20 protein-coding genes and 3 pseudogenes are annotated in these 26,110 nt (G+C 39.5%); 8 read left to right on the top strand and 15 right to left on the bottom strand.

Translation table 11 applies throughout. The annotated features are described in order from the left end of the window. Positions 1 to 258, bottom strand: a pseudogene (locus tag HMPREF0519_RS07570) (DUF6622 family protein); the annotation flags it as partial. A 746-nt stretch (positions 259 to 1,004) separates the two neighbouring features. Next, complete coding sequence (locus tag HMPREF0519_RS07565; protein ID WP_003635204.1) at positions 1,005 to 2,219, bottom strand: ArgE/DapE family deacylase; 1,215 nt, start codon at positions 2,217 to 2,219, stop codon at positions 1,005 to 1,007. Between the two features lie 553 nt (positions 2,220 to 2,772). Here HMPREF0519_RS07565 and HMPREF0519_RS07560 point away from each other — a divergent pair. Next, positions 2,773 to 3,198 (top strand): YjdF family protein, encoded by a 426-nt coding sequence (locus tag HMPREF0519_RS07560; protein ID WP_225429035.1) that lies wholly within the window; start codon positions 2,773 to 2,775, stop codon positions 3,196 to 3,198. A gap of 64 nt (positions 3,199 to 3,262) precedes the next feature. Here HMPREF0519_RS07560 and HMPREF0519_RS07555 read toward each other — a convergent pair whose 3' ends face one another. The 4 genes from HMPREF0519_RS07555 to HMPREF0519_RS07540 form a co-directional block, all read right to left on the bottom strand. Beyond that, positions 3,263 to 4,789, bottom strand: a complete 1,527-nt coding sequence (locus tag HMPREF0519_RS07555) for an ABC transporter permease (RefSeq protein ID WP_003635201.1) — start codon at positions 4,787 to 4,789, stop codon at positions 3,263 to 3,265. Further along, positions 4,786 to 5,670 carry an ATP-binding cassette domain-containing protein gene (locus tag HMPREF0519_RS07550; protein WP_040472760.1) on the bottom strand — a complete coding sequence of 295 codons (885 nt, stop codon included), beginning with the start codon at positions 5,668 to 5,670 and terminating at the stop codon, positions 4,786 to 4,788. The genes HMPREF0519_RS07555 and HMPREF0519_RS07550 overlap by 4 nt, the downstream gene beginning before the upstream one ends. A gap of 333 nt (positions 5,671 to 6,003) precedes the next feature. After that, entirely contained in the window at positions 6,004 to 7,629 is a 1,626-nt protein-coding gene (locus tag HMPREF0519_RS07545; protein WP_040472759.1) for an ABC-F family ATP-binding cassette domain-containing protein, read from the bottom strand. A gap of 303 nt (positions 7,630 to 7,932) precedes the next feature. After that, complete coding sequence (locus HMPREF0519_RS07540; RefSeq protein ID WP_003635194.1) at positions 7,933 to 8,613, bottom strand: histidine phosphatase family protein; 681 nt, start codon at positions 8,611 to 8,613, stop codon at positions 7,933 to 7,935. Positions 8,614 to 8,837: 224 nt separating this feature from the next. Between HMPREF0519_RS07540 and HMPREF0519_RS07535 the strand changes: the two genes are divergently transcribed. Next, a complete protein-coding gene (locus HMPREF0519_RS07535) occupies positions 8,838 to 9,656 on the top strand; it encodes a ZIP family metal transporter (protein ID WP_003635192.1) in 819 nt (272 codons plus the stop codon). Between the two features lie 56 nt (positions 9,657 to 9,712). On the opposite strand, the gene HMPREF0519_RS07530 is transcribed toward HMPREF0519_RS07535, so the two are convergent. The 5 genes and pseudogenes from HMPREF0519_RS07530 to HMPREF0519_RS13690 form a co-directional block, all read right to left on the bottom strand. Continuing rightward, complete coding sequence (locus HMPREF0519_RS07530) at positions 9,713 to 10,570, bottom strand: aldo/keto reductase (RefSeq protein WP_003635190.1); 858 nt, start codon at positions 10,568 to 10,570, stop codon at positions 9,713 to 9,715. 14 nt (positions 10,571 to 10,584) lie between these two features. Continuing rightward, positions 10,585 to 11,190 (bottom strand): sugar O-acetyltransferase, encoded by a 606-nt coding sequence (locus tag HMPREF0519_RS07525; RefSeq protein WP_003635188.1) that lies wholly within the window; start codon positions 11,188 to 11,190, stop codon positions 10,585 to 10,587. Between the two features lie 170 nt (positions 11,191 to 11,360). Next, positions 11,361 to 12,338: pseudogene (locus tag HMPREF0519_RS07515) on the bottom strand (MFS transporter); the annotation flags it as partial. A 234-nt stretch (positions 12,339 to 12,572) separates the two neighbouring features. Continuing rightward, entirely contained in the window at positions 12,573 to 13,673 is a 1,101-nt protein-coding gene (locus HMPREF0519_RS07510; protein ID WP_003558562.1) for a GntR family transcriptional regulator, read from the bottom strand. A 200-nt stretch (positions 13,674 to 13,873) separates the two neighbouring features. Next, complete coding sequence (locus HMPREF0519_RS13690; RefSeq protein WP_003635182.1) at positions 13,874 to 14,020, bottom strand: hypothetical protein; 147 nt, start codon at positions 14,018 to 14,020, stop codon at positions 13,874 to 13,876. Positions 14,021 to 14,155: 135 nt separating this feature from the next. Here HMPREF0519_RS13690 and HMPREF0519_RS07500 point away from each other — a divergent pair, with 135 nt between their 5' ends. From HMPREF0519_RS07500 to HMPREF0519_RS07480, 5 genes and pseudogenes are all read left to right on the top strand, one after another. Next, the gene (locus tag HMPREF0519_RS07500; RefSeq protein WP_003635180.1) at positions 14,156 to 15,265 is read left to right on the top strand and encodes an aldose epimerase family protein; all 1,110 of its coding nucleotides are present in this window, start codon (positions 14,156 to 14,158) and stop codon (positions 15,263 to 15,265) included. 234 nt (positions 15,266 to 15,499) lie between these two features. Further along, complete coding sequence (locus HMPREF0519_RS07495; protein WP_003558557.1) at positions 15,500 to 16,345, top strand: transporter substrate-binding domain-containing protein; 846 nt, start codon at positions 15,500 to 15,502, stop codon at positions 16,343 to 16,345. A 3-nt stretch (positions 16,346 to 16,348) separates the two neighbouring features. Beyond that, a pseudogene (locus HMPREF0519_RS07490) lies at positions 16,349 to 17,016 on the top strand (amino acid ABC transporter permease). 205 nt (positions 17,017 to 17,221) lie between these two features. Beyond that, positions 17,222 to 18,151, top strand: a complete 930-nt coding sequence (locus HMPREF0519_RS07485) for a YczE/YyaS/YitT family protein (protein ID WP_003635176.1) — start codon at positions 17,222 to 17,224, stop codon at positions 18,149 to 18,151. A gap of 56 nt (positions 18,152 to 18,207) precedes the next feature. Then, positions 18,208 to 19,191, top strand: coding sequence for a choloylglycine hydrolase family protein (locus HMPREF0519_RS07480; protein ID WP_003635173.1), 984 nt, complete (start codon positions 18,208 to 18,210; stop codon positions 19,189 to 19,191). Between the two features lie 286 nt (positions 19,192 to 19,477). Here the strand turns inward: HMPREF0519_RS07480 and HMPREF0519_RS07475 are convergent, their stop codons facing one another. After that, positions 19,478 to 20,656, bottom strand: coding sequence for an acetate/propionate family kinase (locus tag HMPREF0519_RS07475; RefSeq protein ID WP_225429037.1), 1,179 nt, complete (start codon positions 20,654 to 20,656; stop codon positions 19,478 to 19,480). Between the two features lie 350 nt (positions 20,657 to 21,006). Here HMPREF0519_RS07475 and HMPREF0519_RS07470 point away from each other — a divergent pair, with 350 nt between their 5' ends. Then, positions 21,007 to 21,666 (top strand): GntR family transcriptional regulator, encoded by a 660-nt coding sequence (locus HMPREF0519_RS07470; protein WP_003558549.1) that lies wholly within the window; start codon positions 21,007 to 21,009, stop codon positions 21,664 to 21,666. A 266-nt stretch (positions 21,667 to 21,932) separates the two neighbouring features. Here the strand turns inward: HMPREF0519_RS07470 and HMPREF0519_RS13870 are convergent, their stop codons facing one another. From HMPREF0519_RS13870 to HMPREF0519_RS07460, 3 genes are all read right to left on the bottom strand, one after another. Then, entirely contained in the window at positions 21,933 to 22,100 is a 168-nt protein-coding gene (locus HMPREF0519_RS13870; RefSeq protein ID WP_003558548.1) for a hypothetical protein, read from the bottom strand. 127 nt (positions 22,101 to 22,227) lie between these two features. Beyond that, complete coding sequence (gnd, locus tag HMPREF0519_RS07465) at positions 22,228 to 23,130, bottom strand: phosphogluconate dehydrogenase (NAD(+)-dependent, decarboxylating) (RefSeq protein ID WP_040472755.1); 903 nt, start codon at positions 23,128 to 23,130, stop codon at positions 22,228 to 22,230. A 216-nt stretch (positions 23,131 to 23,346) separates the two neighbouring features. Beyond that, a complete protein-coding gene (locus tag HMPREF0519_RS07460; RefSeq protein WP_003635168.1) occupies positions 23,347 to 25,956 on the bottom strand; it encodes a YfhO family protein in 2,610 nt (869 codons plus the stop codon). Positions 25,957 to 26,110: the final 154 nt, after the last annotated feature.

Genomic DNA, 26,110 nt, shown 5'->3' with positions numbered 1-26,110 from the left:
TAAATAGCTAAGAAAGAATCCTGGAATTAAAGAAACTACATAAAAGTTTAATAGTACATTAGGATTACCAAATTGGTAAATAATAGTATTTAAACCCCAAACAATGAAAATAGCAGGCATTATACATGCTCTTTTTAATGAAACTGGGCTTTCTACTGTCAGTGCAGTTCCACGTTTGATTAAAATCACCAAAACGACCCATACCCAAAAAGGGGTTTTATGAATTATTTGAAAAACAATTTTAAGTGCATCAGCCATAGCTTTTTCTCCTTTAAAATTATTTATTTTGTGATTCATCACTAAAAAGTCATTTTTTGCAGACTTTCGTTTATTTCTACTACAAACATTTTTGTTGAAATGTAATTGCCAACTCCTACAAGAAGATGAATTGTTGTAAATAAAAATGATGGAATATAAGTTCAAATTGTACAAATTAACTATATTTTTTGCTTTTATCATATATAGAGCTTCTAATTCAAAAACTTTGTAAAAAAATTTCACTCATTAACCGGATAATCCATATTTTTAAATCACTTGTTCAACCAATGATTTCAATATAAAGATATCTAGTTTAAAAGTTAATAACTTATGACACTTCACGACATTTTTTATACACATTAGGAAGTAAGCGTAACTAACTTTAACTGTTTCGCAAATGAGCAGCAAATTTCTGACTAACAATTTGTTACTCACCGGTATTTAAAGTAACCAATAAGTTACCATTTATTTTGATGCCATCGTAGCTTAGGATTGGGAACCTTATTAATACTAACGGCAATTTTTGAAAAAGAAACAAGAAGCCACTTCTAAATAGTCATGGAGACATCCTGTCACTGGTTATCCAAAGTCTCCTACTCATCACTAACTGTCTTCAATACCCCTGCGTCTACATAAAATTGGCAAAAAGAAAATGCTGACGCGTCAGCATTTTAATGTACGACCCAAGAGTCCCCAGTGGGTTTATCAATATTTTTTCGTCCTAAAATCAAATGATGCTCACGCAACTATCCAGCCTGCCTTGCGGGACGAATTTGCGGACTAACTACATCAGCAGCCAACTGTTTTGTTCGGCTACCTGTTTTAAAGTAACTAACTGCCACATCTTCATAAGCTGCAATGACCTGATAAAAGCCACTTAGTGTCGTGTATTCGTCAACTTGATGAGAAACGACCTTTTCATCCGGTCCCAGAATAACAACCGGCATTGTCGGATTTCCCTTGATAAAGACGCTGGCATCAGTTGCACCATTTGTTATTTCCAGTGCCACATCCCGATCAACAAACGCATCGACTGCTGCTTGTTGTACCAGTCTTACAAAAGGATTATCGGGAGTGGTTTCAACCGGACGAAAACTATGAATTAGGTCAAATTCCAAATGATAGTCCGTTTGTTGATTGATTTGTGAAATGGCAGTCTGAATCAATGCAATGACTTGCTGGTTATCAAAACTTTGCGTTGGTCGGACGTTCCCTGACAATTCCGCATAATCGGGAATTGTATTAACCTGCTCACCGCCACCAATGACTGTAATACTGTGTTTTACCGCACCTAAAATCGAATCCAACGGTGCTTGTTGAAATAGCGTTGCTTCCGCTGCAGCAAACTGCAGTAATCCGGAAATTGCGTTAATTCCCTGTGTTGGCCGCGCACTATGAGCAGACTGCCCATAACTCTTAATACGGTAATTCAAACTTCCGGAATGGGCATAAACAATCTGACCATCGGTCGCTTCACCAACAAGCAATGCTGAAAGATCGTCAACCACACCTTGTTTCAATAAACGATTGGCACCCGGTGTCCCGTATTCTTCGCCTGCAGTCGCAATAAACCTCAATGTTCCTTTAACAGCCCGTTGTTCATGTAATTCGATAAGGGTGATAATTTGAGCTGCCAGGCCACTTTTCATATCCGCAGCCCCACGGCCATACAACTTATCGCCCACCACTTCGGCAGCAAACGGTTCATGGGTCCAAGCCCTTTGGTCACTGACATTAACGGTATCCTGATGGCCGGTAATTCCCAGCACTTCATCGGTCTCTTTCAAACCAACCTCGGCAACCAAGTTAGCCCGATTACCATCAAAGCGGTCAATACGGTACGGAACATGATGAAGCTTGAACAAACCGCCAATGTATTCAGCCGTTTCAAGTTCATTGCCATTTTCAGTATTGATTTTAATTAAGTCTTTTAGAATTTGGAGTTGTTCATCTTTTCTCATTACCGTTAACCTCCAGAAATTTTATTGTTATTATCAATTTTTAGTTTGATGTTATTGTTTTGATAAAGACAAAAAAAGTCCGTCCTTGTATTCATTAAAATACAGGGACGGACTTTCCGTGTTACCACCCTTTATCACGATTATTTTACAATAATCGCCTCAACAACTCACACTTAAGTCGTGTAAGTTCGGGATCGTAACGTGTCCTCACGTAGGTATCGCTTCCACTTACCTAATGCTCAGAGTTCATCTTCGTTAACGTTTCAAAGCCGCCCTTTCACCAATTGACGGTCGCTTACTCAATTACTCGGTTAACTACTCTTCTCTTCATCGCAATTTTATGTTAATGAAAACATACGCCATGGCGAAGATTTTGTCAACTTAATTGTGCTAACAAAGTTTGAATTGCGTCTACATTCAGTTCATGCTACTCTTTGATTGTCAGAAAAAACACAGTCCGGTTGGTAGTCCGGATGCGGCAAGCTTTCTTACCGTCAGTATCCTTCCCTCCTGGGTCGTCCATCTGATGGTCACAATAAAAGGAGGGCTAACAATGACTAATATTGTTAGTGGTACGTTAACCGTTATTTTTGATCCACCATTTTATAAGGGTATTTTTGAATGTCATTTTGCAGAGACCTATCAAATTGCTCAAGTTATTCTCGGTACCTCAGCGCCAACATCGCGGCAAATCGAAGAATTTTTAATCCATCGTTGGAAGTCATTGGATTTCTTTCAGTCTGATCAGGTGCCAATACCCCTTATTCGAAAGATTAATCCGAAGCGACTTTCACGACTTGCCAATAAAAGTATCCGAACCACCGGGGTTGGAACAAAAGCCCAACAGGCACTGCAAAAGCAGCGTGAAAGTAAAAAAGCGGCTCATAAGAAACAGTATAAAATGTTCAGGGATCAACAAAAACAGTTAATTTACCAAAAGAAACGCAAGAAACATCAGGAAAAACATAAGGGACATTAGTATAAAGCCGACTCGTCAATAAATGATGAGTCGGCTTTATACTATAAAAAATCAAATTTATCGTCTACTTTTTAATTGGATAGGTTTTTGGAAAAAACAGCAGTGATAAAGATCCCAGACCAATCACCAAATAAATGACTGTTGGCAGTGTCAGACCGGATTGGTCAAACGGAAGCAACGGGGCACCATTAATATAGAGGTAAAAGAAAAGAACTATCACTAATTGAACCGGTCGCTTGCTGCCTGTTAGGCGACCTAAAAGTTGACAAGCCAACGGTAATTGAACGGCCCAAATAAACAATGCCACCATCATAAAGGCTGGTACCTTACTCAAAGCGGGGAGCACAAGGAAAATCGATAACGTGATCCCAGCGAGACACTCCTTGATTGTTTGGCGTCTTTGACCATTTGGTATCGTCCGCAGCCACTGATAAACATCGTTTTGAACCCCACCGGCACCAAGATCCGCAAATAACGGAATAACCGCTAAAAATAAAATTGGAAACGCCGAATGAATGAGTCCGCTATACGTACTGCCCCAATTCCACAACCAAATAATCATAATGATTAAAACCCAATAGTTTGTAACGCCACCTGTTAATAATCTGGACGATATATAGAATTGTGAGTGTTTGATGCCATTCATTTCCATGGCTGGTAACCGTTTGGCCGGTAATCGGAATGCAGGTAACCGCATTTCCCACCTACCTATATGATAAGCGCTGATAGGTCGACGCTCTAAAAGCAGGGCGGCTAACACGACCAGTCCAATTCCCAATAATACAAGCAGTCCCATATTCAAAAAATCCAATCCCGTTAACTTCAACGTCGGAAAAACAAGGTTATGCGCGCCCGTATACCGAGTTGAGGTACTGGCGCCAATGACTTTTAGTAACGTTAACGGCTTCCCGGAGGATTGCACCACGGCTTGTTTAATATTTGTAATTAAGTAGCCGCTACCGGATAAGTTGAATAAACGCAGGAGATGACCGGGGGTGTGCTGATAATTCGCCCCTGCCGCATACAAAATAACCAAGAAAGCTACTAAGCCGGCAGTACCAAGTCTACCGCGTAATCCCGGGATGACCTCCGTAAAAATTGTTAACGCAGAAACAAAAATCAAACCAGGTAATAATATCAAAAACGGCATCAAGAATTGACCCGGATTAAAGGTTGTCTGTCCAAATTTAAGTAAGGTGCCAATTAGTGAAAAGATTAAAATAATTAACCAGAAAATCAACATGAGACATAAATTACTTAAAAATTTCCCCATGAAATAGTTCAACTTTGAAAATTTAGTGGTTAAAAACAATGTCATCGTGCCACTATCACGATCCATTCGAATCGTATTTCGGAGAAAAGTTGCCCCGATTAACGGCAAAAAGAATCCCATCATAAAACTGACACTGATCGATGCCCAGCTGGCATTATTGGCTTGTTGGTATGTATCCGGATTGACAATAATTGCCCGCATCACACCGGATCCTCTGGGAATCATCAGTGAGACCGAAAAGATCAGGGCAATGCATAACGCGACAAACGACATCCGCCGGTACTTTTCCCGAAAAGTAGCCTGAAAACTATCTTTCATAAAGAAATCACCCCTTTAAGGGCACCCAAGTATGCTTCTTCTAAACTGGGTAACACTTGGCGGGCTTGTGGCTGCCTAGGCGTCTTCGCAATTTCTCTGATTTGAATGCCGTCCGGTCGCTGAATCAGTGAATTTGTTGGTTCTTCCAACTGTTTGGCGGTCAGCGGAGAAGTGTCGGCCGTGGTAACCGGATACTCCCAAACATGACCGATACTTCGTTTTATTAAATCACTGGGTGTCCCCTGATATAAGAAATGACCTTCTTTAATTAACAAAATTTGCCCAGCGATCGCTTCCACATCGGAAACGATATGTGTGGACAGCAAAACCAAATGATCATTTGCCAACTCACCCAAAATATTTCTTAACGTTACCCGTTCCTCAGGATCAAGTCCGGTCGATGGCTCATCAGCAATAATGATTTTCGGGTCATTCAGCAAAGTTGCCGCAATGCCGACACGCTGTCGCATGCCTCCGGAGAAATCTTTTAATCGCTTATGACCTGTATCTGCCAAATGCAATCTTTCTAGAAGTGACCCGGTCTCTCGTCTCGCTTCTTTAGCCTTCATCCCTTTCATCCCAGCGATATAGTTTAAATATTCACCTGCCGTTAAATTAGGAAAATACGGAACCTGCTGAGGCAAGTAACCCAACAGATTTTTCATTACATTGGGATGGGCAATCATGCTTGTCCCATCAATCAAGACATCTCCCTTGGTCGGTTTCTGCAACGTGGTTAATATCTTCAATAGTGTTGTCTTTCCCGCACCATTTGGACCAAGCAGCCCGATTAAACCACCATCGTGAAGTGTCGCGTTTAGATCAGAAAAAATCTTTGTTTTACCATAACTCATGCTCAGATTTTGTATTAATAATTCCATTTGTCTCTCATCAACCTCTTTTGCGGCATTAACCAAAGATTCGTGGTTAAAATGCCTTATCACCTATTTATTATCATTAACCTATTTATCAATATATAATAACAATATGCTTTACGAAATTATTTGTCCAACATAGTTTTATAATATCTTGTTTACATTTTATCGTTATAAACGCTAACAGCTAATCACTGTTCTTAATGGTTAATAATCATCAAAAGGCAAGCGTATGGCCTTTTTTCAACGCTTTGGTCAATATTTTTCTTTGGCCTCTTTCAAAAAAGAACCAAGATGATAAATCATCTTGATTCCGTTTTTCAATCAGTTATTAAATTTTCAATCGTACAGATCAGCCAACTTTTTTTGAACATCCGGATGATTGATAAACTCATCATACGTTGTGTCAGCCTTATCAATGATCCCGTTATTCGAGACTTCGATAATATGATTAGCAATTGTCTGAATGAATTCGTGATCATGTGACGTAAAGATAATGGATCCCGGGAAGCCAACCAAGCCCTCATTCAGTGAGGTAATTGATTCCAAATCCAAATGATTTGTCGGGTCGTCCATTAACAGGGTATTTCCCTTTTCCAACATCATCTTGGACAACATGCAACGTACTTTCTCACCACCGGAAAGGACTTTAACCTTTTTATCAACGTCATCCCCGGAGAACAGCATTCTTCCCAAGAATTGACGAAGAAAAGCATCATCATCGCTTCCCTTAGGCGCATATTGACGCAGCCAGTCAATAATTCGTAAATCATTGTTATTAAATTCTGAAGCAAAGTCCTTTGGCATGGAAGACATTTTAACTGTTTGACCCCAAGTAAACTCACCGGCGTCAGGCTGACTTTTTCCGGCTAAGATCTGCATCAATGTGGTCGTTGCCAAATCATTTCGACTCACAATTGCAGTCTTATCACCGGGACGCAACGTAAACGTCACATCGTCCAAAATCTTAACCCCGTCGATTGTCTTCGAAATTTTATCCACTCTCAGCAAATCATTTCCCAATGGGCGCTCTTCCTCGAAATTAATGAACGGATATTTTCTTGACGACGGTTTAATATCGTCAAGTGTGATCTTTTCAAGCTGCTTCTTTCTGGAAGTAGCTTGTTTTGATTTGGAAGCATTTGCACTAAATCTGGCGATAAATTCCTGAAGCTCTTTGACCTTTTCAGCCTTCTTGGTATTAAAGTCCGTTTTCATCTTAGCAGCTAATTGGCTGGACTGAAGCCAAAAGTCATAGTTGCCAACGTACATTCTGATTTCTCCAAAGTCAACATCACACATCATCGTACACGTTTGGTTTAAGAAATGACGGTCATGAGAAACGATAATTGTAATCTTTGGATAATCAGCCAGAAAGTTTTCCAGCCATTCAATCGTATAAACGTCCAATCCGTTGGTTGGCTCATCCAATAATAAAATATCCGGTTCGCCAAACAACGCCCGCGCCAACAATACCTTCACTTTTTGGCCTTCCGTCAATTCACTCATTAATTGTTCATGAAGGTCTTCCGGAATTTCCAAAGACTGCAGTAGCTGTGACGCATCAGCTTCAGCATTCCAACCATCCATTTCAGCAAATTCAGCCTCCAAATTGGCCGCTTTAATGCCGTCCTCATCGGAAAAATCAGCTTTGGCATACAGAGCATCCTTTTCCTGCATCACATCATAAAGATGCTTATATCCCTGAATCACCGTCTGCATGACCGTCTGATCTTCAAATCCGTAATGGTCCTGGCTCAAGCTTGAGATTCGTTCATTTTTATCAACGTGAACGTTGCCGGTAGTGGGCGTTAATTTACCTTCCAATAATTTGAGAAAAGTGGATTTACCCGCACCATTTGCACCAATAACGCCATAACAGTTACCCGGTGTAAATTTTAAATTCACATTTTCATATAGTTTTTTACCTGAGAGTTGTAATCCCATTTCTGAAATTGTAATCATTAACTTCTTTTCCTCGCGTTTCTGTATTTCCCTGAAATCATAGTGAAACAATTTAATTCAATCTGTTTGTATCGACAGCCGACTTTAACATCACATAGTCACTTGTTTTTAACGCTATTATTATCATCGTTCGGCCCGCATTGTTTCACAAATCATTTCTATAATCAAACAAAGAGGCTGTGGCAAACTCCTTTGTCCCAGCCTCAAACACATCTCATGTAAATCTATCATATATAGAACAGGTTAGCAATCCCATTCATCCATTATATAAACAAATTCCAATCTAATTGAGCAAAAAACGACCTACTGATCAATGGCATCCAGTTTGTTTGCCCATTCAACTTTAATATCATCATCTGAAATGACCAATTTCGTAATTGCCCCATTAGCAATCGGCACACCGGTATCCAAGTCCGGCGCATATCGGTCAACAATCGAACGGATCGTCATACCGTGAGAAACGATCAAGATTGTCTGATTGTCTTCGGTACTCTCCCGAATCTTATCAAAACCGAAGTTGAGTCGTTCCCAAAACATTGCATTATTTTCAGCATTATTATACAGATCTGCTCGATGAATCAAATCTCTGGCACGTTCAAGACCAAAATCTTTAAGCACTTCTTTTTCCGAAGTCTTTTGAACCTGAGCCCCCACAAACTGCCACATCTGATTTAAATCATTACCCTCGAAATAACCGTGAAACTGTTCCCGCAATTCCGGATATTGATAACTGACAATATTTATATTGTGAGGATTTGCCCGCAATATAATCCTTGCCGTATCAATAGCCCTGCCTGAATCGCTGGAAAATGCAGCATTGAAATTAATGTCCTTCAGCCGTTCACCAGCATTCTTTGCATCTTGAATCCCCTTTTCGGTTAATGGTGAATCAATCCATCCCTGGACCTTGTTATACAAATTCATGTACGTTTGTCCGTGTCGGACGAGATATGCAGTGACTTTTTTCACGAAAATCAGCCTCATTTCATATTTTTTCAATCATATACACTTTAAGTATAGCGAATTGCGAAGAAAGATTCACTTAAAAACAATCGCAACCCACAAAAATGATTTAAATCACAAATTATTTTGCCATTATTTTTTTAGAATCAAATTATCAAATAAAGCAACATATTTTGTTATACTTATTGTGAAGAAACAAACTAAGTGAGTACTATTCGTCTTACGCATGAAAGGACAGAAATCCAATGACCTATTTGTTAAATTTTGCGCCTTGGCAGCAGGCACTCTTCGCCACACTTTTTACATGGGGTGTCACCGCCCTTGGTTCTGCTCTTGTCTTTGCTTTTAAGACCATTCGAAGTCACGCACTTGCCATGATGTATGGGTTTGCGGCTGGTGTCATGATTGCTGCTTCTTTTTGGTCACTACTGGATCCGGCAATCAGCCTGGCTGAGGAGTTGGATAAAACGCCATGGCTGGTTGTCTCAAGTGGCTTTATACTCGGTGGTCTTTTCTTATACGTGGCCGATAAAATTATTCCGGCACTCTACATCAGACACAACGAGAACGAAGAACCACCGCATAAAATTAAACAGGCAATTCTATTGGTCTTTTCAATTACCCTTCATAATATTCCGGAAGGATTAGCCGTCGGCGTAGCCTTTGGTGCTATCCAAGCAGCCAGCAGCGCCCAGCATGCCACTATGGTTCTGGCGGCGGTAACGGTTGCAATCGGAATCGGTCTGCAAAACTTCCCCGAAGGTGCTGCCGTGTCAATCCCACTGCGACAAAATGGGATGAGCCGGCCGCGAGCTTTCATGTACGGGCAGGCAAGTGGGATGGTTGAACCAATTGCCGGCATTTTGGGTGCCCTATTGGTTTCCTATGTCAGTCAAATTTTACCATATGCACTGGCATTTGCGGCTGGAGCAATGATTTACGTTGCTTGTAAAGAGTTAATTCCGGAAGCTCATGCCCGAACCAAATCCGAATCACATTGGGCCATTTTTGGTATTATGGCTGGTTTTACTTTAATGATGATTCTGGATGTAGCACTAGGCTAAAAAAACCGTTCGGAGAAAGATCCTCCAAACGGCTTTTTAATGACTAAAGCATTATCTTAATGATGCGGATATTGATGGCCGATTTCATAAACCATTTCAGGTTCCTGACTAATTCGTGTGTTACGGTTCAAGCCATCAACCTGGTTCATTTCATCATTGCTCAACTCAAAATCATAGATATCGGCATTTTGCTGAATCCGTTGCGGGTGAACGGATTTCGGAATAAACGCGTCTCCTCGTTGTAAATGCCAACGTAAAATAACTTGAGCTGCTGACTTACCGTGGGATTCAGCAATCTTAATAATCACCGGATCATCAAAAATCCGTCCCCGTCCCAACGGTGCCCATGCTTGGGTGACAATGTGGTTATCGCGATCAAAATCAACCATCGCCTGTTGAGATAGATATGGATGAACTTCCAATTGGTTAACAACCGGCATGTCATTTGCCTTGGTCGCTAGGTATTGTAAATGAAGCATCCCGTAATTACTCGTTCCGATTGATTTAACAAGTCCCTGCTCTTTCAAGGCTTCAAAGGCACGCCAAGTCTCAAAAAAATGGGTATGAATTGGCCAATGAACCAAAAGCAGGTCAACATAATCCAGTTGAAGCTTCTTCAAAGAATCCTCAAACGAAGACATCACCTTATCATATCCCTGGTTTTCTTCAGCAATTTTAGTGGTGATAAAGATCTCATCGCGTTTAACGTTCAAATCCTTGATTGCTTTACCAACAGCTGCCTCATTTCCATACATCTGGGCGGTATCGAATAACCGATAGCCATCGCTATAGGCGGACTTAACCGAGTTAATCAGCTGATCCTCATCCGTCATACGATAGACACCCAACCCATGGACGGGCATTTTATTGCCATCTGCTAATTCAATTCTGGAACCGATATTTTGCTTAGACATTAAATTTCTCCGTTTTACTTTAATTCTTTAATAACATGGGCAGGGTTTCCGCCAATTAAAACGTTGTCACCAAACGACTTTGTGACAACGGCACCTGCAGCAATGATCACATTGTTTCCAAGTGTGACATTTGGGGTAATGACAACACTGCCGCCAGCCCAAAGATTATCACCAATTGTCACTTTACCCGGAATTTCAATGCCACGGTTTCGCTCCTCAACATTAAAGGCGTGATCCACCGTATAGATTTGGCAATTTGGACCAAGCAAACAATTATCACCAAATGTAATGGAGGCAACGTCAATAAACGTGCAGCCATAATTAGCAAAGAAATTATTGCCCACCGTAATGCCATATCCGTAATCGCATTGAAAAGGTGCCATCACCTCAAAGTTTTTCCCTGTTTTTTGAAAAACATTACTTAAAATTTTCATTGCTTCATCCGGGGCTTCTTTGGACAAATCATTAAACTCATTAATTCGTTTTCGAGTTTTCCAACGGTCTTCTGATAATTCCTTATCTGTATTCAAATACTTCTTACCCGCGAGCATTTTTTGCTTTTCAGTCATCGCCATTGATCCTTTTCCTCCGGTTCCGTTTTTATTAACCACTAATGACATTATAGCAAATGCCCGCAGTTTATTTTTTGAATGACGTATTAAAACGAGGTTAAGACAACAGTTAAATTGTCTTAACCTCGTTTTTTAGTGCGTTACATTCTTCCTAGAATAGGTCACTATTTTAAGATTAGCTTCACACACTATTTGATATCGTTAAATGGAAGATCAAACATTGTGTACATCACAATTAAGGACAAGCCCATGCTGCTGGCACCAAAGATTAACATCTTTTTACGGTCAACTTTATCCATCAACAGCATTGCAACAACCGTAACAGCAACGTTAATCACACCAATTCCGATATGGGCAAGTAGAGCAGCGATAACGCCCCAGCCAACATCGGTAAAGATCGTTGGTGCATAGAATATAACACTGTTTGAACCGATAACTTGCTGGAAAACGGCTGCGCCAAGACCAGTAATCAAAGTCGGACGAACTGCTTTACCAAATAATTCCTTCCAACCACCGGTCTTCTATGAAGCTGTTTCTTCAATTTCACTCATTGCCTTGTTAACGGCACCCTCGTCACCCTTATTTGTGTTCATCAAAACTGAACGAGCTTCGTCTTTTTTACCGACCTTAACAAAGAATCGGGGACTTTCCGGCAGGAACAACGCACCAACGTATAGGATGGCAGCTGTTAATGTAGCAAATCCTAACATCCAACGCCAGCCAGTATACATATGAGCGAATGTGTGGTTCAAAATGTAGGCTAATAAGATACCAATCATGATCATTAATTGGAACATTGTTGCAACCGTACCATACATACTCTTGGGTGCAAATTCATGCAGATATACAAGAATCAATGCTGATGTAACACCAACACCCAAGACAATACGGGTAATCAGCAATACCAAGAAGCCTGGTGCAACCCCGGGTGTAATGGCACCAATGAAGAAAATGATCGAGGCCCAAACAAGTAACTTACGACGGTCATACGTATCCAAAAACTTACTGGTTGCCAAAGCACCAATAATGGCATCGATTAAAACCGAACTAACAACCATACCCTGTTGCCATGGTCCTAAGTGAAGTTGTTTTTCAATAAATAGAATTGCACCTGAGATAGACGCAATAGCGTAACCGAAGAGCAATCCGCCTAAGGCACCGAAACTATATATAAATCCGTTTGAAACTTTCTTCAAAACGAGCACCCCCATTCGACTTTTGAAAATAAAATCAACAAAATAATTGCAAGAACTTTATATGCGAGTTGTAATCGGTTTCCGGTATCGCTTACAAAAGCGGTATAAAATACTTATCCGTATAAATCGATGCATGCTTTATTTGTTAGCATAATATTTTTTACAAAAAAATCGAAAGGGGATCGCATGCCTGTAACATCACCACCTTTCGTGATTCGTTCCTTTCCAAAAAAATCAGACGGTCTTGGTTGTATCGATAGCTTTGGTAGAATCTCGTACAACTAATTCAGCATCAAGGACCTTAGAACGATGCTCTTTTTTATTAATCATATCAATCAGCATTTTTGCAGCCGCTTCACCCAATAAACGTTTAGGGTGAACCATTGTCGTAATTCCCGGATTAATATATTTTGAAATTTCGTAATCATCAAAACCGGCAACCGAAATATCACCGGGAATGTCAAACCCTTCTTTACCCAACATCCCGATCACTTCCATTGCCAACTGATCGTTATAACAAACAATCGCTGTTGGCCGTGTATTATCCGGTACTTCTACCCGATTCTTGATTTTTCGAAGGACATCATTAATGTCATCACCGGAACGATACATCATAATATCACCGGAAGACGCAACGTTGGGGTGTGTCTGATAAGAACGAATGTAACCGTTCATCCGGTTAACTCCCTGCATATCATCAACCTGAAAGACACCCAATACCCGTTCGTGCCCGTGATCCAACAAATAATCCATTAATTTCTTCTCGCTGGCAGTGTCCGCCACTTCAACATATGGAAAATCCAATTCTGGATAATGTGCATTAATGAAAACGGCAGGTTTGCCAGACTGAATAATCATCTGATAAACATCCAAATTGGGATTTTCCAATGTGCTTCGCGTCGGTTCGATAATAAATCCCAGGACATCGTTATCCAACATATTTAATAAATTATGCCGTTCATTATCGTGTTCATCATGGGTATTTCCTAAAAGAAGAGAATACCCGGCATCAGAAATGACCTGATCAATCCCACTGATAATGTTTGGAAAAATATAATCCGCAATGTGGGTTGTGATCACACCGATGCTTTGATTTGAACGTTCTGAACGAACTTTATTGTTGATCCAATCATTAACGTACATGCCACCGCCTTGGACACGATAAATGTATCCCTCATGTTCAAGATCACCTACCGCTCGTCTGATGGTATATCTACTGACTGAATAAATTGCCATTAATTCGGATTCGGTGGGGATTTTTTCGTTAATCTTATATTTTCCATTAATAATATGGTGTTTAAGGCTCTTTTTAACCATGACATATTTAGTTTCCATTTTTGTTAATCCCCCACTCGTTTAAAATTGAAAGCCTGCAATATTACCTTCTGCACACTTATCGAGATCATCGCTATCATTTGAAGTACTCATTGGACCGTCTACAGATAAAAAGCCACTATACTTAAACCAACAAAGCCGATAAGAACGGCCGGTTCATTGACCGTCTACAGATAAAAAGCCACTATACTTAAACCCGATTATTTTCCAGCACCGGCTACAAACATTAGAACCACCGTTAATGCTAACGTTGCCAATGTCCAAAGCCCGAAATGATGGTTATGCTTTGGCTTCTCTTTTCTGGCATAGTCAAAACCCCATAGAAAAATTAGAACAATTAAAGACACGTCTGATATGCCCGACAAGATGTACAGTATATTTCACATAATAAACCTCTCACTTTTTCCTTAGAATATCCCTACCAATAAAATATCATACTTCTAAGGTAAATGACATAGAATTGTACGGATAAATGTGAAATATTGGATTGGACCTCCGTACAAAAAAGCATTATAATACATATAAAAGCGGTTTCAAAGCTTGAATTTATTATTTTTAAGGAGCGGTTCATAAAAATGCAAGCAAAGAAAGAATTATTCGATAAATATAACGATCAAGATATTCAAAAGTTCACGTTAACGAATGACAACGGCGTTTCTATTTCTGTTATCTCACTTGGCGCAACTTGGCAGGCATTTAATTTTCCTGACAAAAATGGTAAAACAGCCAATGTCTTACTTAGCCAAGCATCCAGCAAGAAAATTATGGCAAACCAATACTTCTGCCAAGCCATTGGCCGAACTGCTGGTCGAATTACCAATGGTACTTTCTCCATTAAGGGAAAAGAATACCATGTTGACCAAAACGAAGGCAGTACGACACTTCACGGTGGTCCTCACGGTTTCAATACTCAAGTATGGAACGGATCAATCGAGGATAATAAGATTGTACTTGAAAAACACATTGATTCATCCGAAGACTCATTCCCAGGAAATATCGACGTTAAAATTACTTGGACATTAGACGATGATAATACTGCTACTGTTACCTATAGTGCCAAAAGCGATGCTGATACACTATTCAATCCAACTCAACATGCTTACTTTAATTTGAGTGATGCTAATAATGTTTACGGTCAATCCCTCACAATTGATGCGGATAACTATTTGGAATTAAATAAAGATAAAACACCATCCGGAAAAATGATCAGTGTTGCCGGATCCGCCTACGATTTCCGCTCAGGTCAAAACATCAAGAATGGTATTGACGACATGAAAGCCAGCGTTGGTCATACTTACGATGAGGTTTACGTCATTAATGATCATAAAGTTGAAGATCCGATCGCTACTTTATCCGATCCGGATTCCGGTCGTCAAGTTTCAATCTTCTCCAACCGAAATGCGTTGGTTGTCTTTACCCCAGACGATTTGGATGGCGTTAAATTCGAACGCGGTGCAGGTGTTCCTCATATGGGAATTGCAATGGAAGCTCAAACCTTACCCGATACGCCAAACCACAAGGGCTTTGGCGATATCGTATTGCCAGCCGGTGAAGAAAAGAGCTACTCAATCAGCTATAAGGCCGAATTCTAATTTAGCACGACTTCAAGACCATTTTTATTCAAGCAACATACGATGACATTGAGATCCAATTAAAGAACTGACGGCGCTCAGGCTTAATTGGATCTTTTTGTGTGACAGGCAACATAAGATAATATCTAAATTCCTAAAAGGGTCCTTGCCGAATCGATGTTCAATCGGCTTGTGAAATCGGTTTCATAAATTTATAATAATGGAGAACCATAAAAATTTTAGGAGGATCAAACTATGAGAACATTTAAGTTTCGTTGGTTGGGATTATTAGGGGCAATTGGTATCGTCCTGATTTTACTAACCGGCTGTGGCAAGAGCAATTCTTCATCCAATTCAAAGGGACCACTGATCTGTGCGACTTCCGGAACACTTTATCCAAGTTCATTTCACAATGAAAAAGATAATAAGCTAACTGGTTTTGATGTTGAAATTGTTCGTGCCGTTGCTAAAAAGATGGGACGAAAAGTTGAATTTAAAGAAATGAACGTTGATGGTCAGTTGACCGCCGTTAAAACCGGTAAAGCCGATATCGCCGCAAACGACTTTTCTGTTTCACCTGCCCGAGAAAAGCAATTTGCTCTATCTACGCCTTATAAACACTCGTTTAACAGTCTTATCGTTCGTCAAAAGGATGATTCAGGTATTCATTCCTGGGCTGATATTAAAGGCAAACGGGCGGCCGGTGAAGCCGGAACCAGTTATCAGAGACTTGCAAAACAACTAGGTGCCAAACCGGTCAACTATGATAACGTCTCAAATGATATTTACATGAAAGATGTTAAAAATGGTAAAACCGATCTGATTATGAATGACTATTACCTGCAAAAGCTAGCCCTGGCTGCGGTTCCAAATAATGGATTAAAAATTTTAAGCAATATGTATTTCAAAACTAATGAAGACGGCAAAGGGACCGGCATTATTATGAAGAAGGGAAACACGAAGTTACAAAAACAAATTAATAAAGCACTGGCTGAATTAAAGAGTGACGGTACTTTAAAGAAATTATCAGAGAAATATTATCACGCCGACGTTTCCAAACAGCCGAAAGTCCATATTTCAAAAACTTTCACAATCAAGTAGGTGATGCACTTGAGCATACTCAATTATTTCTCAATTCCAAACTTTTTCAACGCCCCTTGGCATTCCATTCAATTCCAAAAATTTTGGCTGGATTTCCAATGTCACTATATTTAACAGCCATTAGTTTTATTGGGGCTTTGATACTGGGTTTGTTTTTAACACTAGCTCAAATGAGCCGTTTTAAATTACTTCACTGGTCTGCCAGAGCGTTTATTTCCTTTATGAGGGGCGTTCCGATGCTGGTATTATTATTCATCATTTACTTTGGCTTTGGTGCAAATGCATTGCCTGCCGCTGTGATTGCCTTTACGATTAATTGCAGTGCATTTGTTTCCGAGGTCTTTCGTTCCTCATTTAGTGCCGTGGACCGCGGTCAGTGGGAAGCCGCGTATTCTTTGGGGCTTCCCTATCGAACAGTCATCGCCAAGGTGATTTTTCCACAGGCCTTTAGGATCGCAATCCCGGCATTGGGAAACATTCTGCTGGACTTATTTAAAAGTACCTCACTGGCTGCCATGATCACGGTTAGTGAAATGTTTATGGATGCAAAAATCATTGCGGGTGCCTATCAGGACTATATGAGTATTTATATTGTCATGGCTATCATCTACTGGTTCTTCTGCTGGCTGATGACAGTAGGACAAACCCAACTGGAACATGCTCTCACCTAATTATTTTCCAAAAAGTTTTCAAGCCCGCTTCTCGATCAGCGTTAATTTGGAAACTTTTTTACGGTTTCCAATCCCCCACTCCCGTCATTATTAAAACGCTAACAACCGATTGGGCATCGATTTCAAACGGTTGCATCACTTTATCTAAATGTTATAATCGACACTAATTTCTCAATCAATTTGAAAACTCGAAAGGAAGCGTTGGATGATAAGTAACACCAAAGAAGATTCTTCAGATAATGATCCGGCCAATATTAATAAGTTTGCAGATGTGGGGTTAAGAACACTGATGGCTTTCGTTGGCATTGCCATTCTTTCATCGGGGACCACCCTTCTTCGTGAAGGAAATGTTGGTTTGGATCCATTCACTGCAATGAATACGGGCTTGGCTGCCAAAATCAACACCGGTCTCGGAAACGCACAGTTAATGGTCAACCTAATCATTTTTATTTTAATTCTGATCCTTGATCGAAAAAAGATTGGTATCGGCACTATTCTAAATATGACATTGGTCGGCTACGAGATTCAATGGTTGTCCTCGGCATACAAAATGATTCTGCCCAATAGTATTAATATTTTTACAACGGTCGCCAACTTAATCGTTGGTCTGTTACTCTTTACCCTTGGGTCATCCCTTTACATGGGTGCCAATCTAGGAGTTGCCCCCTATGATGCCATTGCACCAATTGCGTCTATACGGTTGCATATCAAGTACCGTTCTGCCAGAATTACACAGGACGTTTTATTTATGGCAACCGCCTTCTTTATTGGCGGAGCAGTCGGCTTTGCGACTATCATTGTGGCCTTCTTTACCGGACCTTTAATCACTTACTGGGATACCCATGTGAGTGAAAAAGTAAAGCAGGGCATTACCAATTTCAGCTCTACACCCAGCCTTTCAACTGCCGGCAAGCAGCTGGCCAGTGTGGGTAAAAGCAGCTATTACACCGTTCGTCGAGCCTACGAACTCACTGAACAAACACAGCGGCAATTATCAAACTATTCGAATCAGGAACTAAATGACCGAATTGAAAGAACCAGAAATCGCTCCAAACAACTCGGCCAAGTATACGAAAATACTCAAAAACAACTCAGGCTCTTGCAGGGTGAAGCAGATAAACGGAGAAACAACTAGTGGCCATCTGCCTCACTTTAACAACGGTCTAACGACAAATTCACGGAGGATTAATCATGTGTACCAGTGTGACTTTTTTATCAGAAACCGGAGATAATTTTCTTGCCAGAACCATGGATTTTGATTTCGATTTAGACGGTCGACCAGTTGTCATTCCACGTCACCAGCATTTCAACAGTGATGCCGGAAAAGATGGATATGACACCAAGCTTGCCTTTGTCGGTGCCGGTCGAAACATCGGTAATTATATTCTTGTCGACGGCGTCAATGAACGTGGTCTAAGTGGTGCTGCCCTTTATTTCAGCAATGAAGCCAGTTACGCCAACCAAATCAAATCGGATCAAACAAACATTGCCTCTCACGAAGTGCTTAATTGGCTTTTGGGAAACGCAGACAGTTGTGAAGATGCGGCGGACTTGATTAAAAAGCTCAACGTTGTCAACGTCCCGATTAAGCTGTTGGGTAAAGTAGTCCCATTACACTGGATCCTTTCAGACCGTTATGGTGACTGTCGTGTCCTTGAAATCAGAGCTGACGGTGTTCACTATCTTAAAAATCCGGTTGGCGTTATGACCAATTCACCGGATTTTGATTGGCACTTAAAAAATCTGAACAATTATACGGAACTACAGCCCAATCCCCACCCGGACCGTGATTATAGTGGCTATCGCATCTCGTCTTTTGGACCGGGAAACGGTGCTTTGGGAATGCCGGGTGATTATACATCGGTTTCCCGATTTGTCAGAACGGCTTTTATGCGTCAATACACAATCAGCGCCCAAAGTAAGGATGCCGTTAATGTATTGAGCCATATCTTGAACTCAGTCGAAATCCCCAAGGGCGTTAAGCTCAAGGAAAATGGTGACTCTGATTACACGCAATATCGGAGTTATATGGATTCCAGTCGCTTAACATATTATATGCAGCCATATGATAATCAGACAATTTCCAGAGTAGTTTTGACCGAAGAATTAATGGATAAGTCCGAACCAATTGAGTTCCCCTTAAATCATGAACAAACCTATCACGTATTAAATTAATTTTTAAGTGCCGTATTTTAATCAATACATGATAAGAACACTGTCTCCTTTATATGCCGGTCGTATTTAATAACCAATTATAAAAAAACAGTAGAATAATCATGTTACCCAATTACTTTTTAACTTTTTGATTATTCCTTTCATCAGGAAAGGAGCACTTTCCGCCAATTTTTTGACTATAGATAAAAAGTACCCGTTAGTCAAAAACAGCAAAGTCAACTTAAATAAAAAAGATGCTAATCAGTTATTCAAAGCTTCCAATAACCTGATTAACATCTTTTTTTATTTAATTAGCATTAATTTTGTTTGCCACATCCCGAACCATTGCCAACTCTTCATCAGCCGGGATCAACAAAATTCTTGCCGCAGAATCTTTAGTGCTTAAATCTCCGGGAACTTGTTTTTCATTCAACATGCCATCCAGCTTAATACCAAAGATTTCCAGCTTCCTGCAAACCTGCTCACGAACCCATTTGTCATGTTCGCCAATGCCACCGGAAAAGACGATTGCGTCAACGCCGCCGAGTTCCGTGATGTAGCTGGCTGCATATTTGACCGTTCGATTAACAAAGATATCCAGTGCTAATTTGGCACGGTCATCATCAGAATTTTCCAAATCCCGCATATCAGAGGAGACCCCTGAAATTCCCAGCAATCCGGAGCGATCATTAAACATTTCAATCATTTCCTCGGCCGAAGCACCCATTCGTTTCATAAAGAACGGTACCAATGCCGGATCAACATCACCGGAACGTGTGCCCATGGTTAGTCCGTTCATTGGCGTGAAACCCATTGACGTATCAACACACTTGCCATCCCTTTCAGCAGCAACCGAAGCGCCGGAACCCAAATGAAGTGTCACAAGTTTAGCTGTCTTATAGCCTAACAGTTCCTGGGCTTTCTGGGTAATATAGCCGTGATTAATACCATGCTCACCATATCGGCGGATTGTAAATTTTTTGGTTAGTTCATACGGAATACCATAAATAGCATTAACTTCCGGTACGTCCTTGAAAAACGCACTGTCAAATACCGCGTATTGATCCGTTTCAGGAAGAATTCGGCGAATAATCTTAATATATTCAGATTCAACTGGATTATGAATGGGCGCAATTTCACTTAATTCATCAATCCAATTCAACGCTTTATCATCAATTTTAGCAACCTTATCAAATACAGTACTGCCAGCAACAACCCGATTTCCCACCGCATCGATGTCGTGAAGATGGTCAATGACGCCAAGATCCTTTAAATTATTCAACATAACCGCCGCAGAACGTTCATAATCAACGTTATCCTCAACACGTTTGAACGTTTTGCCATCCCCGTACTTAATCTTAATAATTGAGCCCGGCATATTGATTCGTTCAACTTGGCCATCCGCAAGAACGGTCTCCTTTGGCATCTCAAATAGTTTAAATTTTAAAGAAGAACTTCCTGCATTAACAATTAATACTTTGGACATAACACTAACCCCCGACATTTATGATTTGTATTCGTTGTGAAACCGTATCCATGGCTATAGTATACTATTTTTTCGAAAGTTGTGATATGAATATCTATTTAAGTTTACAGAAAAGCATTATTGAATACACTATAAGAGCAAATAATAACTTCATCCGCTTTTCTATACTAGTTAGTTCGCTTAAATAATAAACGTTAAATCATTTTACTTGATATACAACCTAAACAAAGTAATTTTCTGAGTTGTGCCATTTGATATGTTGGAATATTATCCATTTTTACTGCAAGCCATGTTAACTTTTGAGCAAGTTTATGATATTATGAAACTCATAAAAGGAGTATAAGTTTACAATGGATAACATGCGAAGCGATGCTTATAATGAAATCAAACATAAAATTATTCATTTTGATTACAGCCCTGGAGAAAAGATTTCTGAAAAAACAATTTCTTCAGAACTTAAACTTGGAAGAACCCCCGTTAGAGAAGCAATTATCCGAATTGAACGTGAAGGGCTCATTAAGGTAATCCCTCAGAGTGGCACGTACATTACTAGAATTGATATGTCAGATGTCAAAAATGCTCGGTTCGTTCGAAGTTGTATTGAACCTAGAATTATGGTAGATGCTACCGTTAAAATGACCAGCCAGGTAAGGAACATATTAGAAGACAACTTAAATTCTCAAGCCAAGGCGTCTGCAAGCAAAGATGCTGACACCTTTTTTAACCTTGATCAAGATTTTCATCATGAATTTTACAAAATTATCCTTAAAAATTCAGTTTGGCAATGGCTAGAAATCAATAATACACAGCTTAATAGATTCCAGAAATTGCTTTTAAAGGAAAAAAATTTTAACTGGAACAGATTGCTTGCTCAACATAGACAGATTCTTAGTGCCGTATTAAATCAAAATATTGACGATCTGATCTTTCTAGTGAATCAACATATCCATTTAACACTTTTAGAAAAACAAAGGGCTCTAGACGACTATCCAGATTATTTTAAAAATTAAAAGATTATTTATCTCTGATAATTGTAAATTAATCATCTTTTAAATATCTGTTGTTAGTAATAAACTTTATCTATTACCAACAACAGTTCTTTATATTATTCAACAAAAAGCGATCATTTCTTGTTCATTTACTAAAACCAACTACCACGAAAATTCTAGAGAAAGAAACATTTATATACTTCAAACGACCAAGTTAAACAATTACATTAAACTTTAGAATTGTTCCAGAGAACCTATTAACATTAACATAACACCCGTAAATTATATTAACCAAGCTTGTTAAAACGGTTCTCCAAAAATTCAGTCGTAGGCAAATCCCATATCGCCAACGTGGTTAATTGCACGTTTACCGAGGCAATGGTCTTAAGACTGCCTTGATCATCAAAATATTCGATCAAGGCACGCAATTTGAGGACCTTTGAAATCTTAGTCATAAAAAAATACCCCCAAAGTTAAATTTTTTTACTTTAACTTTGGGGGTATAGCTCAATTAGGGCTCTTTTGTTTTAAAAAATTTGCTTGTGCTTTTTACATAATTTAAATGTACATATTATTTAAAGTCTACTTTTTCATGTCCATTGCATGACCACCAAATCCGTGACGCAATGCCGAAACAACTTTACCAGTAAAAGTATCTTGTTCCATTGAACGATTACGTGCAAACAATGAGTCAGTAATAACTGGAACCGGAATGCCTTGCTTAAGGGCTTCTTGAACAGTCCATTTGCCTTCGCCAGATGAGAACATTTTTCCACTTATCTCGTCCAAGTTAGCGTCTTTAGCAAAGGCCTCTTGAGCCAATTCCATGAGCCAGCCACGAATAACTGATCCATTTACCCAAACTTTGGCAACAGCTTCGTTATCATAGTCATATGGACTGTGATCCAACACGTCATAACCCTCACCGATGGCTTCCATCATACCGTATTCGATACCGTTATGAACCATCTTCAAATAATGACCTGAACCTGGCTTACCAGTGTATAGATAACCATCTTTTTGTGAAATACCTTCAAATAATGGTTCCAGATGCTTAAATGCTTCAGCACTAGTACCACCAATCATGAAGTTACCACCATTTAAGGCACCTTCCTTACCGCCTGAGGTACCACAATCAAAGAAGTTAACACCTTTTTCTTCTGCAATTTTACCATGACGAATTGAGTCTTCATAGAATGAGTTACCACCATCGATCAAGTAATCACCCTTTGAAAGCAAGCCCACAAGTGCTTGAACAGTTGAATCTGTTGGCTTACCAGCCGGAACCATAATCCAAACAGTGCGAGGTGCATCCAATTTGCTGACAAGATCTTCATTGCTTGAAGCTGGTGTTGCACCAGCCTTTTGAGCAAGTTTAACGTTATCTTCATTTAAATCAAACGCAACAACTTCGTTACCGTTACGGATCATGTTCTTAACAAGATTAAGACCCATTTTTCCGAGACCAATCATACCAATTTGCATAAGTAATCGTACCTCTTTCATCTAATATACTAGTTTCCTATTATCTTTTACGAGAGTAATTATATAATTTGAAAAGAATTTTCGCAAGTGTTATGTGTAAATTATTTTCAAATTACCTATAAAGTGTGTAAATTTCTTTTAAAGAAGGGTGTCAGATCCTATAAAACAGTATCTATAGAAATGTACTATTTCAACATCTGTGTATTTTTTTATGAATTAATGTAAATGTTTTACAGAAGCAGGCCGCCTTCCTCGCCACCATTCCGAAATAACCAATAATGCCATTCCTAAGATACTAGTTAACATTCCAACTCCCAATCCTCTGATGTGGTAGTTAAATGCCAAATGGTGTTTACCTGGTGACAGTTCAGCCCCTACTAGTCCATCCGCAACTTTAATCACTTTATGAGGCCTCCCATCGACAGAAAGCTTCCATCCTTTATCATATGGGAAACTCATTAGCAATGTTCGATCCTTTTTAGAAACCTGAACTGTCCCCCGAAAATGCCCACCATGTTTGTCAACGTCCCTTGCATCCTTTAACTCAAACTGATGATTCTTAGATTGTGCGACAACTGATTCAAATTTTTTTAAATCAATTCCCATTACAACTTTCGGTACCGTATACAAAGGTTTGGTAGATTGAATCCGAATAGTAGATGTTTGACCCTTTAATAAATAACCAATCGGCATTATTTCTGTCCCAAGCCCACTATAGGTATTGGAAAGCTTGGCACCATTTACCCAAATAGCAACATGGTATAACCTTACTTTAGGAATATAAATGTAGTGCGGACCACTTGTATTGGCATGGAGTTGCATTTCATAATGATAGTTACTGCGTACGACTGTCTGTTTATATTTAGTAATGGTCGGCCGGTAGAGGTATCGACCTTTGTTCCCAGCTTCAGCCTGAACCAAAGCATTAAGATTGTTAAAGATCTGATCACGCTTATATGTTACATGTTTAATTTGATTATTCGTCATAAATCCAAGTTGAGCTGCGTTTTTTCTCACAAGTAATTTCTGTGAGTGCTTTCCAATAACATAATAATATTTAATGCCAAATAAATGATTGGTAATGACCGAACCACCCAGCATATCAATTCGTCGAATATTGCGGCTTGAAAAGCCAAGACTGGCCAACACATGATGTGTATGGGAATTTAATGTCGAACTGTATGAACTAATGCCATGATTTTTAAAGAGTAACGAGTCATTGTATCCACTATAGGGGACTTGATAAATATTTCGATACGGCTGATCCATGATCAACAGCCGATAAAATTTGTTCTGTGTACCCTTCAAATGACAGACATGACGAATAGCCTGCTCGGATTGTTGGTACCGTTTTTCAAACTGCTGTTGATTAACAAATGGTGCATCCATCGTTGCAACAAAGAAGTTCATCATTAATTCGAAAATCAAAATTCCCGATAAAACACCCCTGCTTGAAGGTTTGTGTTTGGTTAACGATACAATGGCCACGACTGTTAGAATCAAGAACCCCATAGCTAATACATAAACGAAATTATTAACAGAAAGCTGTGGCGTTGAAAATTCAAATTGGGTTAGTCTTTTGCCAAAGATGTTTGCCCAGATATAGCCAACTGAAATCGCTACACCGAGTGCGACTGCCGAGAATATCACAACTCTGGTTTCCTTAAAAATCCCTTTCAAATAACCTTCATACGCAACCATAATCAATGCAAAACTAAACAAAAAAACCATTCGAAACGGAAACCCAGCCGGGCGCTGGAAAAGGTGCCAAATTGTGTTTAACGGAAGCAGCCACATCCCAAAAAAGATGCTGCCAAGTAAAAATGCAGAAGCTTGTTTATCCCGACTGGAAACCACTTTAGAGAAAAAGTACACTATGCCAAGAATAATAAAGACTGATCCTGTAAACATACTCGGATTATGAAACAGCCGACCTGCAAAATCATTTCCACCAAATCCTAGATTAACAGTAAAGCTTGGCCCAAATGTTCCCTTCAGAATAAAATTCCGGAAATGGATATCCTTTTTCCCCGTGGACATCATTGAAATTGCGGTTGGAATCAGAACTACCGCAGCCAGCATGCCGGAAAGCCCCGAATACCACAGGAAACGTCCAATCCTATTCACCTGACTTTTTAAATATAAGGTAAATGTCATCTTGTTTGGTTGATTTCTAATCATCAAATAAACAAAATAAATCATGCTGAATATACAAATAATATAACCCATATAGTAGTTAGTCATAATAATTGCAGTTAATCCGAAGACATAAAGCCAAACCTTGTTTTGGTTATAAAGCTTTTCAAGCCCATAAATCATAATCGGCAGAAGTATTAGAGAATCCAACCACATCAGGTCATAGAAATACATCGAAACAAAACCACACAGCCCATAAGCCAAGCCACCACAAATCGCCATAAAATCATATCGTTGATATTTATGGCCCAAAAAGGTACTCATTGAAATGCTGCAAAGTATGATTTTTGCCCAAATAATCAAATCAATTGCAATAGGTAATTGAGACGGATCAAAGAAAATCACAATCAAATTAAACGGGCTTAACAAGTAATACGCATAAACAGGTATTAGGCTGTCACCAATCGAAATCAGAAACGAATAGCTGGAAAATGAAAGATGTATTAATTGCCGCCTTAATTCGGCAAAAAATTGTAGGTATTGTGTCGAAAGATCGCTAATCAACAAATTTCTGGATCCAAAGGGTGCAATACTGATGATTGTAAATAAAAGACTCACTACAACAATAGGCAGTAAGATTGAAATGATGTCATACCTCACGCGAGGATGTTTTCGAGTTTCCTTTAACATAGTTTATAATCTCTCCAAATATCACTTTTTTATTTAATACACTTATCTTCCCTTTTTAAACCAAAATCCTACTTAGTATAACCTACTCAAATTTTATATACGCAAAAATAAGTGTTTTTTTACCAACAATTATTAATTTGGTTCAAATATTACG

Source organism: Lentilactobacillus hilgardii DSM 20176 = ATCC 8290, assembly GCF_000159315.1.
Taxonomy (GTDB): domain Bacteria; phylum Bacillota; class Bacilli; order Lactobacillales; family Lactobacillaceae; genus Lentilactobacillus; species Lentilactobacillus hilgardii.
This window is presented reverse-complemented; position numbering and strand designations above follow the sequence as displayed.